The sequence below is a fragment of the Amycolatopsis sp. NPDC051045 genome (assembly GCF_040682955.1).
In the GTDB taxonomy this organism is placed as follows: Bacteria; Actinomycetota; Actinomycetes; order Mycobacteriales; family Pseudonocardiaceae; genus Amycolatopsis.
On record NZ_JBFBCC010000004.1, the window covers coordinates 367935 to 383356 of the forward strand.

A 15422-nucleotide genomic window follows, 5' to 3' on the forward strand; every position below is an offset into this window, starting at 1 on the left:
TCAGGCCACCTCCGAGACGTCGAACAGGTCGGTCTGGCCGGGTGCCTGCCAGCCACCGCCGTGCCACGCCGCGTCCAGCGCGATGCCGTGTTCGGCGCGGATGACCGGCTCGACCTCCGCGAGCCAGGTCCGGCGCGTGGCGGCCGGGGCCTTGGCCCACGACCGGCCGGTGTCGGTGAACCGGCGGATCGCCAAACGCTCGATCGCGCGGGGAGTCAGGGTGCTTACCATGGGAGACCTCTCCGAGTAGCTACCTGCGTGGTGGTTGATCGGGAGACCCGACGCGGCGTGCGCGTTCTTGGCGGGATGAGCCGCCGTGTCGGGGCCAAATGCGGGGATGACGAGTCGGACAGTCATGCGGCCTCCCCGCTCTGCGCCGTTTCGGCCGTGTCGAGCCGGATCGGCAGGACCCGCAGAGCCGCACGGCTGACGCGCCGGCGAGTGCGGTGGGCGTGCTGCGGGTCGGTGAACGCATGCCGGGTGCGGATCTCCGCCACGGCCGTCGCGGCGGTCAACTCGCGGTCGACCTCGGCGATCAGCGCGTCGATCGCGGACTCGTCCAGACCGTCCGGGCAGTAGCCCTGATCAGCCGAAACCTTGTCGGCGGCGGCACTGAGAACGCGGTTGGTGATGTGCGCGGACCTCATGGGGAACCTTTCACTTGAGTACCTTACTGCGCCTTAGTGCACCCTATAGCGCTGAGGTAAGTCAAGGTTGCACGTGTGGCGCATTAGGGTGATGTTGGTTTTCTGCGTACCCTGGCGAGATGCCTATCGATCAGCAGGGAGCGCAGCCGCTAGGCGCACAGATCCGGGATGACCTGGTCCGACGCATCCGGGCCGGCGAGTTCGCCCTCGGGGAGAAGATCCCATCCCTCAAGGCCCTGTCGGCGACGTACAACGTCGCGGAACTGACCGTCCACAACGCCATCCGCGAGCTTCAGCACGCCGGCGTGCTCGAGTCCGCCGCGGGGCGAGGCACGTTCGTCCGGAGCTTCCCGGACGAGAGCGCCCCCGCCGACGACGTGGCCGCCCTCCGAGTCGAGGTTGCCGACCTCCGGCGCCGGGTAGAGGAGCTTGAGAAGCGGGCATGATGTCTGGCCGTTCGGGCCTTGGCTCGTGATCATGCAGCTAGCTTCGCCCGTGACCACCACCACAGTCCAAGGCCGGACAGTCCTAACGCCGCTCCTGCATGACAGCCAGGCATAACCGCAGTTCAAAAGCTATCTAGTTCGTCCGATCGCAGCCGAAGAAGATCGAAACGAAGGGACTTGCCACCCGTGGAAGCAGACCAGCCATGGCTCTCGCCGAGGTCGACGACCGAGGTCGAACTGAACACCGGGCTGCTTGCCGAGGTCCTGAAGGAGTACCGGAAGACAAACGGGCTCAACCAGGCGGATCTGGCCCAGATCCTCAACCTGGACCAGTCGTACATCTCGAAGATCGAGACCGGCCAACGGCAGGTCCGTGACCTGGACACGCTGCTGCGCGTCGCCAACCAGCTCGGCATCTCCCCCTCGCGTCTCGGCCTGTCCAAGGAATTGCTTCAGCCCGTCGCTCCCCCGTCGACATCTGCGCTGGTCAACGAAGTGGACCCGGTCGCGGTGAGCCAGGAAGAGTGGCGCCGGATGCGGCGCGAGCTCAACAGTCGCCGCCGCGAGCTCGCCGAGGCGGCCGCGTCGCTCTACCGGCCGGAGGCGCGCATCGGCAAAGCTCCGCTGATCGCCCGGCGGGAGTGGATGCCGCCGGCACCACTGCGCCTGGAAGACATCAAGCTTGAGTGGTCGGACCACCGGGTCCCGATCACGGTCACCGGCACCGAACCCGAGGCAGACAAGGCCTTGCCGCTCCGCGCGCCCGGCCGGCGTTTCGAGCGGTACACGTCGGCGATCAAGTACCTGGACCCGCCGTCGCTGTTCGAGAACCGCACGAGCTACCGACTGCTGGACGTCGACCTGTCGCCGTCGAACGAGCGAATGACGTTCGGCCTGGCGACGTACTTCGACAAGCTCGACTTGTCCGAGGCCATCGCGCACGAGCTGGCCGTCGCGCAGTTCCCGAACCGGAAGGTCCCCCGCGCGGACTGGGCGGAACTTCCGCTGCGGGGCCTGATCGGCGACCCGTTCGACCTGGAGCGGCGGCCGGTCATGCCCGCGATCGAGACACTGACGCTCCGTCGCCAGCGCGACACCGGCAAGGCGACGTTCCTCCTGCACTGGCGCGACCCGGCCAAGGTCGCGACGGCCGCGGGCATCTACGGCCTTATCCCGGCCGGCGAGTTCCAGCCGTCTTCAGTGGCAGCCTGGGACAAGGAGAACGACTTTGACCTCTGGCGCAGCATGGTCCGGGAGTACTCCGAGGAGATTCTCGGAGAGCCTGAACGCGACGGCAGCCAGGGCGAGCCGCTCGACTACGAGAACTGGTCACTGTACCGCGATCTCCAGGCCGCGCGCGAGACGGACCGCGTGACCGCCTACTGCCTCGGCATCGGGCTAGACACGCTCACCCTCACGGCCACCGTGCTGACGGTGGTCATAATGGACGATGACGTGTTTGACGACCTATTCGGTGATTCCGTCGACGTAAACGCCGAGGGCGTCTTGGTAACTGCCTCTGATTCCTCTTCAGTCTCCGAGGGAATCCCTTTTACTGAAGAAAATGTGCAGAGACTACTGAACCAAGAGCCGATGGCGTCTCCAGGCGCGTGCATTCTTGAGCGCTCTTGGCGCTTCAGGGAACAGCTTCTCGCAACACGATAATCAGGAGACCAAAAGTGTCAAACAGCAATTCCGGCAACCTTCACAAGCAAGAACAAACTTCTCGACGAGATGACTATGATCAAAGCATCTCGAATTTGGCTGCCATGGGCAACGTCTTAGTCAATCTGATCTCTGCCGCACTCGCTGCCAGCGAAATCCAATATCACACCGTTACATATCGAGTGAAAGAACTTCAGAGCGCACATAAGAAGATCGCTTCACGCCCTAACCGATATCCAGATTTCAACGCCTTAACCGACCTCCTTGGAATTCGCATAGTCACATATTTTGACGACGACGTTGACAAGGTCTCAGAACTCCTCCGAGAGGAATTTGAGGTAGACGAAGGTAACTCCATCGACAAACGCGCGAATCTCGACTCCGACAGATTCGGCTACCTGTCGGTCCACTTCATTCTAACCTTAGGTAGCAAGCGAGAACATCTCATCGAGTACGAGAGGTTCAGCGGTAAGAAATTCGAAGTTCAGATTAGGTCAGTACTCCAGCATGCTTGGGCAGAAATCGAGCATGATCTCGGGTATAAGATCAGTGGAGGAATTCCCCAAAACTTGCGTCGACGGTTCTCGCGGGTCGCAGGACTCCTTGAGTCGGCAGACGTCGAGTTTCGATCCCTTCGAGACGAGATTGTCGCATACCAGACCGAAGTGAAGAAAACGATTAATACTAGCCCGCAAGATTTGTCTATTAATCAAGACACCCTCGTCGAACTACTGAAATCAAATCTCGTAATCAACGAGCTGGAGAACATGATCGTCGCATACGGCGGCAACAATCCGTCATACCTATCAATGGAATACGTTGGCATGACAGTCAACTGTCTTCGCAGCATGAAGCTGAAAACGGTCGAGGATCTACTGCGATACATCGAAAATAATTACGATCAAATTACAAGGTTCTATAAGGCCTGGATTGACGACAATGACAAGTACTTCAAGGACGAGCCTACACATAAGACGCCGACCGGCATCGTATTTTGGTACACATACCTCTACTGGCTTAGCCTAGAGATAATCTCCGGCCGCATCGCAGCGGGATCTGAGGTTGATCAGACTGGCTGGAATAACACGGAGATCATCCTAAGGTCTGCGGCCCGCTACGCCGATCTTGATTAGATCGGACCCCTACGGATTGCGCGGACCAGCATCGTCGTTAGGTTGTGTCTCGCATAGCCATCCCCGCACCCCCCCGAGGCTTGCTTCGACGGCATCATCCCAGGTCAGCGGGCACTCAATAGCTCCGTTCAAAATCCGTCCAGCACTCGATGGGTCATTGGTGACATACGCGAAGTTCACCCAACGCTGATTAAAGCGATCGATATCGACCACAGGTCGTTCATCATTTAGCTAGAGATCCCAGCGGGACAACCCAACATGATTTCACGTCGGAAAACTCTGAGATCCGCTCGAAATCGGAATCGTAGTGCATGACTGTCAGATGGTTATTCTTCGCAACAGCCGATATTATGAGATCAGGAACCTTGGGCCCCCTATGCTGACTCTTACTGGCAAGAGCTGCTTGGATTCGAAGCGCCGCTTGCCAGTCTTCTTCCGTTGAGTCGACGTACTCAAGAATCGTCGCTCGCTGCAGACGCAGCTTCTCATAGTCACTAGAGTTTTTGGCCGAGTAGAGAGCCTCAACCTCGATTGCCCCACAGGTACACAATTGCCTTGCATTGAGCAACGGCACAAGGACAGCGGCAACCTCCGGTAACTTAATCCGATTCATTGCACTATTGTCGATCATATATCTCTCGTCAGTCACGCCACGCCTCTGCCTGCGACCTATCCAACTCCTCGATATCCTGATTGCCCATGAATTGCAGGAACTCGTCCATCACCCTCTTACGCACAACTTCACGCAATGCCGCATTGACAGTATCTTTTTTGTTCTTCGTGCCGAGGATCTCCTGAGCTTCCGACAGGGTTGACTCATCGATATTGTCCACATTTGTAGACACCTCTACAACCACCTCCTACTGCTTGTCGCCAGGATAAAACTTGTCGTGACATCTATCGCAGGATCCGCCTGTCATGATGAAGGTGTCAATCCGGACCAATAAGGGGTTAAGTTTTGAGACTAGCCGTCGGCATACATCGCAGGAATTGTCTTCGATGTATGGAAGTCTCCAGGCGCCGGACTTAATCCTCATCTCCAATCGCATTTGACACTCATTGCATAGCCAATGACCGCTACCCAGAAGGAGGAACCAGGTTTGATTGGGTCTAGTGATAAGGTGCCCACAGCGGTCACCTTTGCTCAATTCTGCATCTAGCAGGCGATTTCCCCAAGCAAGGAACTCCTCGTCTTCAACTTTAGGCATCCCTGCCATCGTTATAGCCATAGATTCACGAGTCCGGACAACCGCCGCCATGAACAAATCTTCGAGTGACTTACCTTTTACGGAGTCGTTGTATCTATCAACGAGCGGAGCGATGTTCTCGTCTGCCGCCGGACATGTAGCCCTATGATCAAAGACGAATTTGTGTAGATCCTTGCCGCCGGACGCGATGACATCCGCGACCGCGCCGCAACCTTCACACGAGCCCGAAAGCATCGCATCTCTACGAAGCCGCAGGGCGTACTCAAGTTGAGGTTCCGCACCTGGCGGGATTGGTGGCACTATCACCAGGACGTCGCCGATCGCCCAGAACTCACCCTGCTCGCTGACGGAGACGTACCGAGGCTCTTCGCCTGTCGCATACGCCTCAGCGAGCTTCGCCCGGGCGTCCGCACTTCCCATGCGACATCCTCTCGCTAGCTACACAGCCGCCTCTAAGTGTCAATCATCCCGCGCAACTGAACAGTGATGTAAGTCACAAGTAATCTGCTCGTGACCTTGTGTCAGCCAAGAGCCCTGCCGGTCGACCTCCCGCGAGCCCACCTTCACTCGCCGGCGAGTCCTCGCACGTGCCACGAGTGCGCACCCCCCTCCTTCTGCAGTCTCAATCCTAGTCTCATTCGCCCCGGTACAGCGGGGTTCGCCGACAACTCGAGAAGGGTTCTGACCTGGGCATTCACCTCTCTGACCCACCACGTACGCACGTGTGCAGACTTGGAAAGCGTGTTGGGTTCACGCCCTCGCAGGTTCGAATCCTGTATCCTCCGCCGCAGTAACCAGGCAAAACGCCGGGTGCCCCAGTTCGGGACACCCGGCGTTTTCCGTCTTGGCCTCAGTTCTGGTCTCATTTGGCCCTGGCCAGGCCACCTCTGGCGTGCCTTCGCCGTCGTCCGTCGCGTCCTCCGGCGGTGCCCACAGCAGCCCGTCGACCCGGCCGGCCACGCCCCGGCGGATGCGGTCGGTCACGTGCTGGTACCTCGCGGCCATGGCGGTACTGCGGCCTGACCAGGCGTTGTTTACCCCGTCGGAGGGCTACTGAACAACCCCGGCGTTGGCTTCACTGGGAGCCGACCCCGCACCGGCGGCGTCGCCACCGGCCTCGGCCGGGTCTTCTCACCGCAGCTCTGGGAGGAACGATGCGCAAGGTAGCCCGTCGAGGAAGGTTTTCCTTTGTCGTCGCCGCGCTCGTGGCCGCGGCCCTGAACGGCCGGGCCGCCGCCGCGTCCACCGGGTCCGTGCTCACCCCGCCGGCATCCGGCGAGGCGACCGCGATCGGCGAGATGAAACTGCCGCACCGCACGATCGTGCACGCCGACGGGACGGTCGAAAAGATCGCCGACAAGCAGGCGGTCGTCGCCCTCCGGGCGCTGGACGGCGGTTGCGGCTACGCCTGCGACGGCAAGGACCCGAACAGCTACGTCTTCAACGGCGCCACCTGCGCCAGCGGCGACTACACGTACACGGTCTACAGCCAGACCCCTGCCGCCGGAAAGACCTTCGAGCTGCGTTTCAGCGGCCTGTGCCAGACGGCGTGGACGCGCTCGTGCTGCTACGTGCGCGGAGGCGGGTTCGGGTACAACGCCAACGGCACGCAACGCAGCTTCGTCTACAACAGCGGCGGGCAGCTCTCCGGCAACCGGACCTGGACGGCGATGCTGTATGACAGCGGCTCGCTCACGTACTCCGCGTGCATCGACCGGGTGCTGACCGGCTCCGGGCACGACTGGGCCTGCGGCCCCCGCTGGTAGGGCGCGCCATGGCCGACGAGATGGTCCGCCAGGCCCAGCGCTTCGTCAACACCCAGTACGGCGGCGTGCAGAACATCCCGCACGTGGACGAGGACGGCCAGACCGGCTGGGCGACGATGTACGCACTGACCCGCTGCTTGCAGCACGAGCTGGGGTTCTACCCCAACGAGCTGTCCAACAACTTCGGCGTCAGCACGATGGCGCAGCTCACGACGTCGTACCCGAAAATCGACGACACCGTGAGCGTTCCGATCGGCATCATCCGCATCATCCAGGCCGCCCTGTGGTGCAAGGGCTACCCCGGTGGTGAATGGCTCGACTACGGGCTTCCGCTGGGCCACTACAGCGCGAGCGTCCGCAGTTCGGTGACGGCCTTGAAACTGGACGCCGGTGTGGACGAGGCGCTGTGGGGGCCTGCGATCGAACCGAAGGTGTTCAAGGCGCTGCTGACGATGGACGCCTACGTCTTCATCGGCAACGGCACCCCCGCCGTGCGCACCGTGCAGCGCTGGCTGAACGCCACCTACGTGCACCGCCAGAACTTCTTCATCATCCCGTGCGACGGCAACTTCTCCCGGGAGGTGCAGAAGGCGCTGATGCTCGCCATCCAGTTCCAGGCGGGCCTGAGCGATTCCCAGGCCAACGGCGTCTTCGGCCCAGCCACGCAGGGGGCACTGCGGGCCAACCCGCTCTCGGTCGGCTCGTCCGGGCGGTGGGTGGAGCTGTTCACCGCCGCGATGATCTGCAACCGCCGCGCGGGCGTGCAGTTCAGCGGCGACTTCAGCGCCGCTCTTTCCGCAGAGGTGCGCGACTTCCAGTCATTCGTGCGGCTGCCGGTCAACGGTTCGGGCGACTACCAGACCTGGGCCTCCCTGCTGGTCTCCACCGGCGACCCGACCCGGCGGGGCAAGGCCGTCGACTGCGTCAAGACGATCACGCCGGCCCGGGCGCGGACCCTGCGCGCGAACGGCTACGAGATCGTGGGCCGCTACCTGTCGAACGTGCCGAACACCGATCTGGACAAGAACATCAAGTTCGAAGAACTCGACACCATCCCGGCCAACGGCCTGCGCCTGTTCCCGATCTACCAGACCTACGGCGACTCGGCCGGCTACTTCCGCTTCGACCAGGGGGTCACGGACGCCCTGGCGGCCATCGGGCGGGCCAAGTACTACGGCTTCCGCCCCGGTACCCGGATCTACTTCGCCGTCGATTTCGACGCTCTCGACCACGAGATCACCTCGCTGGTCCTGCCCTACTTCCGCGGCGTCTACACCACGATGTTCGAGTACGCCCCGCAGTACGTCGTCGGCGTCTACGGTCCGCGCAACGTCTGCTCGCGCGTCTTCAAGGCCGGGTACACCTCGGGAAGCTTCGTCTCCGACATGTCCACCGGGTACTCGGGCAACCTCGGCTACACCCTGCCGGAGGATTGGGTGTTCGACCAGATCGCCACGATCGCCCTCGGGTCCGGTGACGGCTGGATCGACGTCGACAACAACATCGTCTCCGGCGGCGATCCGGGCCAAGTCGTTTTCGACCCCGCACCGGAGGCCGACGACCTCGACGAGATGTTCACCGCATCCCAGAAAGGCACGTTGCTCGCCGAGCTCCAACAGTATTTGACGTCAGTGGGCATTCCGGAACGAGGCGGGAACTTCTGGGAGAACATCGGTCAGATCTACTCCACGACCGAGGCGTTCAATCAGATGTGGGCCTACGACGCGCTCTTCACCGAATTGGCTCGCAATCTGCGGGTCCGCAAAGCGCTGATCATGGTGCCGATCTTCTGGGAGATCCGGAAGTTCGGTCAGGACGACCCGCTCGCCGACGACGGGGTGATCGTCTACCACACGTTCACTGACATCGACCCGACCAACAAGTGGATCAAACGCGACTGCAGCACCGGGCTCGGTCAAATCTTCGCCGAATCGGCGATCCGTGCGCGCAATTACTGCAACCAAGTGGGCGACATCAGGGCCGAGTGGCGGGACGTCACCAATGACGAGCACATTTGGGAAATCTGGAAGAGACTCCACGTCGACAACGGCTTCAACATCGCCACGGCGGCTCACGTGCTGATCTACCACGCCAATGATGTCGCACTGGAAGACCAATCCGCCCCCCAGACCATCCCGCGTCCGTCCCTGGACTACAGCGAACTCAATTCCCGCCTCGTCCTCCGGCGCTACCAGGGAACGACCTCGACAGCGGACGCGCACAGCTTCGTGAAGCTCGGCGTCTACCGGATCTTCGAGAAGTACGCCGCGATCGCGCGCAGCTGAGCGTGAGGAGCCCGTCATGACACCGACTCGACGTACCGTTCTCAAAGGCGTCGCCGCGGCCGCCGTCCTGGCCAACCTGCCCGGACCCCTGGCGTCCGCCGCTGCGCGCCCGCCGGTGGTCGGCCCCCGCACCCTCGCGTTCACCGGCTCGAGCTCCCCGAACGGCTGGGCGGTGAACGTCGCCGCCGACGCCGGCGGCTCGGTCTGGACCCGGCCGGTGAGCGGGGCCGCAAAACGGATCGCGGTCGCTGTCGGGGACGCCGACGCGATCCTGGTGCACGTCGTGCGCCGGTTCCACTACGAGGTCGCCGACCTCGGCGACGGCGACGTGGTCGGCTTCCGCACGGCCGGCGGCCTCGAAGGGCACCAGCTCAACCACGCCTCCGGCTCGGCGATCGACGTTCTGCCGGAGCACTACCGCCCCGGTGTCAAGGACCAGTTCTACCCGGCTCAGCTGGCGGTGGTACGCGATATCCTCGCCGAGTGCTGCGGCGTCGTCGCCTGGGGCGGCGACTTCGCGACCCCGGACGAGGGGCACTTCGAGATCGCGCTGCCGCCGCAGGACCGGCGGGTGACCGAGTTGGCGGCGCAGATCCGGCGCTGGAACACAACCCCGGGTCAGGGCGCCGGCGTCCTGCTCGACCCGGCGGCGCGCGGCGGCTGACCGGTAGCGCTCCGGCTCAGCGAGGTCAGGCGGGACGAGGTGCGGGCGCAGCACGGCGCACAACGACGTCCAACCAGTGCGGGAGGGAGTAACGGGCGCACAATAGCCGACGATGCCTTAGCAGTAGTCGGCTGTGTACACCTCTGAGGGGAGAGAGGGTGCCGCGCCCTGAACGCCCTTTGGATCCAGCTGCCGGCCCGGTGGAAGAGCTGGCTGCGGGCCTGCGGGAGTTGCGGCGCCAGGTGGGCAACCCGGGATACCGGGAGTTGGCCGGGCGGGCTGGTTACTCCGCGGCTTCGTTGGCGAACGCGGCGGGTGGCCGGCAGCTGCCCACCCTGGCTGTGACGTTTGCCTTCGTGCAGGCCTGTGGCGGTGACACCGCCGAGTGGGAGCGACGCTGGCGGCATGCCGCGGCCGAGAACGCCCGCTCGCACCAGGGTACGTTCGCCGACCAGGGCGGACGGAGTGACAAGTCGCCGTATCGAGGACTGACGGCGTACGGTGTCGATGATTCCTTTCTCTTCTTCGGGCGCCAGAGGACAGTGGCCCAGTTGGTGTCCAGCTGCCGCGATAATCGTTTCGTGGCACTGTTCGGCGTCTCGGGCAGTGGCAAGTCGTCAATACTGAGCGCCGGCCTGATCCGGGCACTCGGCAATGACCGACGGCAATGTGCCGAGCATGAAGACGGCGGTCATCCGATCGAGGGGGTTTGCTTCTTCCCGGCGCTTTTCACCCCCGGCTACTTTCCCATGGAGAATCTGCGAATTGCGTTGGCGCACGTGCCGCAGGGACGAGACGTTCTGCTGGTTGTCGACCAGTTCGAGGAATTGTTCACGCTCTGCGCGGATGAGGAAGAACGGATCCGGTTCGGTGCCGCGCTCGCGGAACACGCTCGTCGGCCGGATGCGAGGACGCGGGTCGTGATCGGGGTCCGTGCCGATTTCTACGCGCACTGCATAGAACTGCGGGGGTTGGCGCCGCTGCTGGCGAGCGCCAGTGTGCCGGTCGAGCCGTTGAGCGATGACGAGCTGCGGGAGGTCATCACCGAACCGGCACGCCGGGTCGGGTCGAGCGTGGAACGAGCGCTGGTCACCAGGATCATGGCCGAGGCGGCCGGACAACCGGGTGCGTTGCCACTGGTGTCCCATGCCTTGCTCGAGACGTGGCGGCAGCGACGCGGCTCTGTTCTCACGGCTGACGGCTACGACGCGGCAGGTGGTGTCTCCGGGGCCATCTCGCAAACAGCCGAGGCCTGGTACCAGGCGCTCACGGTCGAGCAGCAGAACTCCGTTCGCGAAATCATGGTCCGCTTGGTCACTCTGGGGGAAGAAGGTGTGAAGGACACCCGGCGGCGGGTAGACCGAGCCGAACTGGACTTCCCGAGCAGCGACGAGATTCTCCACGGGCTCGCCGGTGCCCGGCTGATCGTGCTGGGCGGGACCACCGTCGAGATCGCGCACGAGACGTTGATCGACGCGTGGCCACGCCTTCGCCACTGGTTGGCCGCGGACCGGGAAGCGCTGCGCCGGAATCGCCAACTCACCGAAGACAGCAGGATCTGGTCCGCACACAGCCGTGATCCCGACACGTTGTACCGGGGTGCGCGGCTGGCAGCATGGGACGGCCGGCCCACCGAGCAGCTCAACTCACTCGAGAACGATTTCCTGGCCGCCAGCCGGGAACGGCAAGCCCGAGAGACGCGGTCGCGCCGACGACGCACGCGGCTGGCCGTGATCAGCCTGGCCATCGGGGTGACCGTGATGAGCCTGATCGCGGTCCTGGCCTTCCGGCAGGCGAATCTGGCCGACGACGAGCGGGAGCGTGCCCTGTCGCACCAGTTGGTGGCCAACGCGCGCGACCAGCTGCAGGTCGATCAAGAATTGGCCGTGCTGCTGGCCGGGGCGGCCTATGACACCAAACCGACCCCTGAGGCCGCCGCCGTACTCCGCCAAGCCGTGGTCGACTCGCGGATGCGAGCGAGTGTCGTCTCGGGGCAGCAGCAGGTCTTCGGGGTCGGTTACAGCCCGGATGGCCGGCGAGTGGCCAGTAGCGGCGCTGACGGCACGGTTCGGGTCTGGACCATGCGTGACTCGGACGAGTTCGCCGGGGAACCTCGCGTACTGCGTGATCACAAGGGCTACGTCAGGATCCCGGCGTTCAGCGCGGACGGTCGCTATCTCGCCGCCAGCGGGGTCGATGGTCTCGTGACCGTATGGGACCTGACCACCGATGGGCCGCCGCTCGTGCTGCGCGGCCATGGCGGAGAGGTGTCCGCCGTCGCGTTCAGCCGTGACGGAAGGCTGGTGGCCGGCGCCGGAAACGACGGCACCGTCCGGGTCTGGGACCGGACGAGCGGGAGCACACAACCTGTCCGCGCACTGCCCCTCGGCGGAGGCCCCGCCCGGGCGGTGGCCTTCAGCCCGGATGGCGTCCATCTCGCCGCCGCCGGCGACGGACCGGTCATCGTCTGGAACCTGGCCACGACCGCCCCACCCGAGGTGTTGAGTGGCCACGAGGACACCGTCTGGAACGTTGCCTACAGCCCGGACGGGCGCCTGTTGGCCAGCGCGAGCGCCGATCGAACAGTCCGGATTTGGCCCCTGACCGGAAGTGAGCCGCCGCTAGTCCTCCGCGCCGACGACGGAACCGTCGAGAGTGTGGCCTTCAGCCCCGACGGAAGAAGGGTCGCCAGCGGACACAGCGGAAGCGACACCATCCGAGTGTGGAACGCGACCAAGGGCGACGGAGAAGATCCCGTGCTGCTCCATGGTCACCACGGGCCGGTGTGGAGCGTTGCCTTCAGCCCGGACGGCCGGCGGTTGCTCAGCGGCAGCGGTGACGGCACCCTGCGACTCTGGGATCCCGCCTATCCCGGCAACCCTCAGGTGCTCGACGGTCACAGCGGAGCCGCGTGGAGCGTGGCGGTCAGCGCCGACGGGAACACCATCGCCAGCGGCGGCGCCGACCACACAGTCCGTGTATGGCAGCCCAAGATCCGGCAGGACCCGTTGGTGTTGAGAGGCCATCGCGACGAGGTCCTCTCGGTGGCGTTGAGCGCGGACGGCCGCCGGGTGGCCAGTGCCTCACGCGATCGAACCGTACGTGTCTGGGACACCGACAGCGGTGCCCTCGTCGCCGCGCTGGACGGTCACACGAAGATCGTCTGGAGCGTGGCGGTCAGCCCCGATGGCCGACGTGTGGCCAGCGGCGGCGCCGACGAGACCGTGCGGATCTGGGACATCGATGGTGCGGACGCACCGGTTGTGCTCAAGGGGCACGAAGCGTCCATCAGGGGCATCGCGTTCAGCCCTGACGGCAGGCAGGTCGCCAGCACGAGCCAAGACACGACCGTGCGAGTCTGGAGCGCCGACGGCCGCGGAGAGCCCGTCGTCCTGCGCGGGAGCCCAGGCCTGGTCTGGACCGTCACGTACTCGCCTGACGGCCGGACGATCGCCACCGGCAGCGACGACGGCAACATCCGAATCTGGAACACCAACGGAAAAGAACAGCCCCGAATCCTTCGCGGACACCGAGGACCGGTATGGAGCCTGGCATTCCGTACCGACGGCCGGCAGATCGTCAGCACCGGACACGACAGCAGCGAGCGAGTGTGGGACACCACCACCGGAGAAGAACTCCTCTCGATGCGCGGCCACGGCGCCTTCGTCGAAGAGGCCGAATTCGGCCCCGACGGAACCCTCATCACCGCCCACGGAGACGGCACCATCCGGCTGACCCGGTGTGAAGCGTGCGGACCGATCGACCACGTTCGCGCGATCGCGGACACACGCGCCACCCGGCCCCTGAGCGTCGACGAACGCCATATTTACCTGCACGAAACCGGCTCCAACTAGGTTGAGTCCCCACGTCTGCCCACTCTGACGATCTGCGCAACGCCGCCATCGGCGCACTGCGGGCCTCGCTGCGGTAGACGGTGGCGCCCGTCGGTCGCCGCACCCGAAGCGGAGCCGAGGGCCCCGGCTTCCGCGAATACTTGGCTGGCCACATAACCGTGGTACGGGCGGTTATGTGGCCAGCCACGCTTTGGTGGCCACAGCGAATGGAGTGCTCATGAAGGTGATCGTTTTCGACCGGTTCGGCGGCCCGGACGTGCTGCACGAGGCGGACATCGAGGTCCCGCAGCCCGGCCCCGGCCAGGTCCGGGTCCGTGTGAAGGCCGCCGGGCTGAACGCCCTGGACGGCAAGATTCGCGCCGGAAAGCTGGAGGCCGTCCGCCCGACGACCTTCCCCGCCGTCCCCGGTGGCGAGCTCGCCGGCGTGGTGGACGCCCTGGGTGAGGGCGTGAGCGACGTGCAGGTCGGCGATGAGGTGCTGGGCTGGTCGGACACCGGCTCGTACGCCCAGTACGCCCTGGCCACCACTGTGGCCGCCAAGCCCGCCGACCTGGACTGGCAGCACGCGGTCGCGTTGCCGGTGGCCGGGGAGACGGCCGAGCGGGTTCTGAACCTGCTGGGGATCGCCGCCGGGGAGACCGTGCTGATGCACGGCGCGGCCGGAGCGGTCGGCACGGTGGCAGTCCAGCTCGCCACGGCCCGTGGAGCACGCGTGATTGCCACCGCGGGCCCCTCCAACCAGGACTACCTCACCTCGCTCGGCGCCACCGCGACCGTGTACGGCGAGGGCCTGGTCAAGCGGGTGCGAGCGCTGGCCCCCGACGGCGTGGACGCGGTGTTCGACCTGGCCGGGAAGGGAGCCCTGGAGGACTCCATCACCCTGCGGGGTGGCACCGAGCGCATCGTCACCATCGCCGACTTCGGTGCACGGCAGCTGGGCATCACCTTTTCCCAGGGGTCCGAGGAACGCTCGACCGTCCGCTTGGCCGCCCTGGCCCAGGACGCCGCGGCCGGCAAGCTCGTCACCACCGTCACCGCCTATCCGCTCGACCAGGCCGCCACGGCCCAGCAGGCCAGCGACGCCGGGCACGTGCGCGGCAAGCTCGTCCTGACCGTCGACTGAGCACGCCTGGACGGTGACCGGCCGGTCACCGCCACATCGACGGACCGACCCGGCAGTTTCTACGACGGCGGAGTGGCCGCCCACACCGGCAGAGGAACCGAACCATGCCCACCCCCGAACCCCGCATCCCCACCACGGCCGGCGCAGGACCGATGAGCTACGCGATCTTCCAGCTCGCCCGCGCCCACCGTGCCTACGCCGCCACCCTGCTGCGCGAGATGGACCTGTATCCCGGACAGGAACTGCTGCTGATGCACCTTCTCGACCGGGACGGCCAGTCCCAGTCCGAGCTGCTCGAGTGCCTCGGCTTGGACCACTCCACCATCTCCAAGGCACTACGCCGCATGCAGGACGCCGGCCTGGTCATCCGTGAGCCGGCCGCACATGACCGGCGCGCAATGGTGGTCCACCTCACCGAGAAGGGCCGGGCGATGCGCGAGCCCATCGCGGCCCTGTGGCAGGCCCTGGAGGAGACCTCCGCCCGGAATCTGTCGGAGCAGCAGGCGGAGTCCTTCGTCGAGACGGCGAACGCCATCACCGAGGCGATCAGCAGCCGCGCGCTGTCGGAAGAAGAGCCCGCCTGACTCTCCGGGTGTGCACCCCGTCCCGGTCGACTTCGGGCGCGGCACGT

General features: G+C 64.7%; 14 protein-coding genes. 9 read left to right on the plus strand and 5 right to left on the minus strand.

Annotation, left to right across the window (positions count from 1 at the left end; translation table 11 throughout):
• Both AB0M80_RS12890 and AB0M80_RS12895 read right to left on the minus strand, forming a co-directional pair.
• The gene (locus AB0M80_RS12890; RefSeq protein WP_364562960.1) at nt 1-231 is read right to left on the minus strand and encodes a hypothetical protein; all 231 of its coding nucleotides are present in this window, start codon (nt 229-231) and stop codon (nt 1-3) included.
• Nucleotides 232-353: 122 nt separating this feature from the next.
• The gene (locus AB0M80_RS12895) at nt 354-647 is read right to left on the minus strand and encodes a hypothetical protein (RefSeq protein ID WP_364562963.1); all 294 of its coding nucleotides are present in this window, start codon (nt 645-647) and stop codon (nt 354-356) included.
• Nucleotides 648-766: 119 nt separating this feature from the next.
• On the opposite strand from AB0M80_RS12895, the gene AB0M80_RS12900 reads away from it, so the two are divergent.
• From AB0M80_RS12900 to AB0M80_RS12910, 3 genes are all read left to right on the plus strand, one after another.
• Nucleotides 767-1093: a GntR family transcriptional regulator gene (locus tag AB0M80_RS12900; RefSeq protein WP_364562965.1), complete on the plus strand. Its 327-nt coding sequence runs from the start codon at nt 767-769 to the stop codon at nt 1091-1093.
• Nucleotides 1094-1279: 186 nt separating this feature from the next.
• Nucleotides 1280-2758 (plus strand): helix-turn-helix transcriptional regulator, encoded by a 1479-nt coding sequence (locus AB0M80_RS12905; protein WP_364562968.1) that lies wholly within the window; start codon nt 1280-1282, stop codon nt 2756-2758.
• A gap of 14 nt (nt 2759-2772) precedes the next feature.
• A complete protein-coding gene (locus tag AB0M80_RS12910) occupies nt 2773-3891 on the plus strand; it encodes a hypothetical protein (RefSeq protein WP_364562970.1) in 1119 nt (372 codons plus the stop codon).
• A gap of 223 nt (nt 3892-4114) precedes the next feature.
• Here AB0M80_RS12910 and AB0M80_RS12915 read toward each other — a convergent pair whose 3' ends face one another.
• The 3 genes from AB0M80_RS12915 to AB0M80_RS12925 are packed head-to-tail and all read right to left on the minus strand — an operon-like array spanning nt 4115 to nt 5519.
• On the minus strand, nt 4115-4540 hold the full coding sequence (locus tag AB0M80_RS12915; protein WP_364562972.1) for a PIN domain nuclease: 426 nt from the start codon (nt 4538-4540) through the stop codon (nt 4115-4117).
• Entirely contained in the window at nt 4533-4748 is a 216-nt protein-coding gene (locus tag AB0M80_RS12920; RefSeq protein WP_364562974.1) for a type II toxin-antitoxin system VapB family antitoxin, read from the minus strand. Before AB0M80_RS12920 ends, AB0M80_RS12915 begins: the two co-directional genes overlap by 8 nt.
• A gap of 3 nt (nt 4749-4751) precedes the next feature.
• Nucleotides 4752-5519 (minus strand): hypothetical protein, encoded by a 768-nt coding sequence (locus tag AB0M80_RS12925; protein WP_364562976.1) that lies wholly within the window; start codon nt 5517-5519, stop codon nt 4752-4754.
• Nucleotides 5520-6253: 734 nt separating this feature from the next.
• Between AB0M80_RS12925 and AB0M80_RS12930 the strand changes: the two genes are divergently transcribed.
• The 6 genes from AB0M80_RS12930 to AB0M80_RS12955 all read left to right on the plus strand — a co-directional run bounded on the left by AB0M80_RS12930 (nt 6254) and on the right by AB0M80_RS12955 (nt 15375).
• A complete protein-coding gene (locus AB0M80_RS12930; protein ID WP_364562979.1) occupies nt 6254-6865 on the plus strand; it encodes a DUF2690 domain-containing protein in 612 nt (203 codons plus the stop codon).
• 8 nt (nt 6866-6873) lie between these two features.
• Nucleotides 6874-9150 carry a glycoside hydrolase domain-containing protein gene (locus AB0M80_RS12935; RefSeq protein WP_364562982.1) on the plus strand — a complete coding sequence of 759 codons (2277 nt, stop codon included), beginning with the start codon at nt 6874-6876 and terminating at the stop codon, nt 9148-9150.
• A 16-nt stretch (nt 9151-9166) separates the two neighbouring features.
• The gene (locus AB0M80_RS12940; protein ID WP_364562985.1) at nt 9167-9814 is read left to right on the plus strand and encodes a M15 family metallopeptidase; all 648 of its coding nucleotides are present in this window, start codon (nt 9167-9169) and stop codon (nt 9812-9814) included.
• A 200-nt stretch (nt 9815-10014) separates the two neighbouring features.
• The gene (locus tag AB0M80_RS12945; RefSeq protein WP_364562987.1) at nt 10015-13668 is read left to right on the plus strand and encodes a hypothetical protein; all 3654 of its coding nucleotides are present in this window, start codon (nt 10015-10017) and stop codon (nt 13666-13668) included.
• 217 nt (nt 13669-13885) lie between these two features.
• A complete protein-coding gene (locus AB0M80_RS12950) occupies nt 13886-14791 on the plus strand; it encodes an NADP-dependent oxidoreductase (RefSeq protein ID WP_364562990.1) in 906 nt (301 codons plus the stop codon).
• A 104-nt stretch (nt 14792-14895) separates the two neighbouring features.
• On the plus strand, nt 14896-15375 hold the full coding sequence (locus AB0M80_RS12955) for a MarR family winged helix-turn-helix transcriptional regulator (RefSeq protein WP_364562992.1): 480 nt from the start codon (nt 14896-14898) through the stop codon (nt 15373-15375).
• Nucleotides 15376-15422 lie beyond the last annotated feature (47 nt).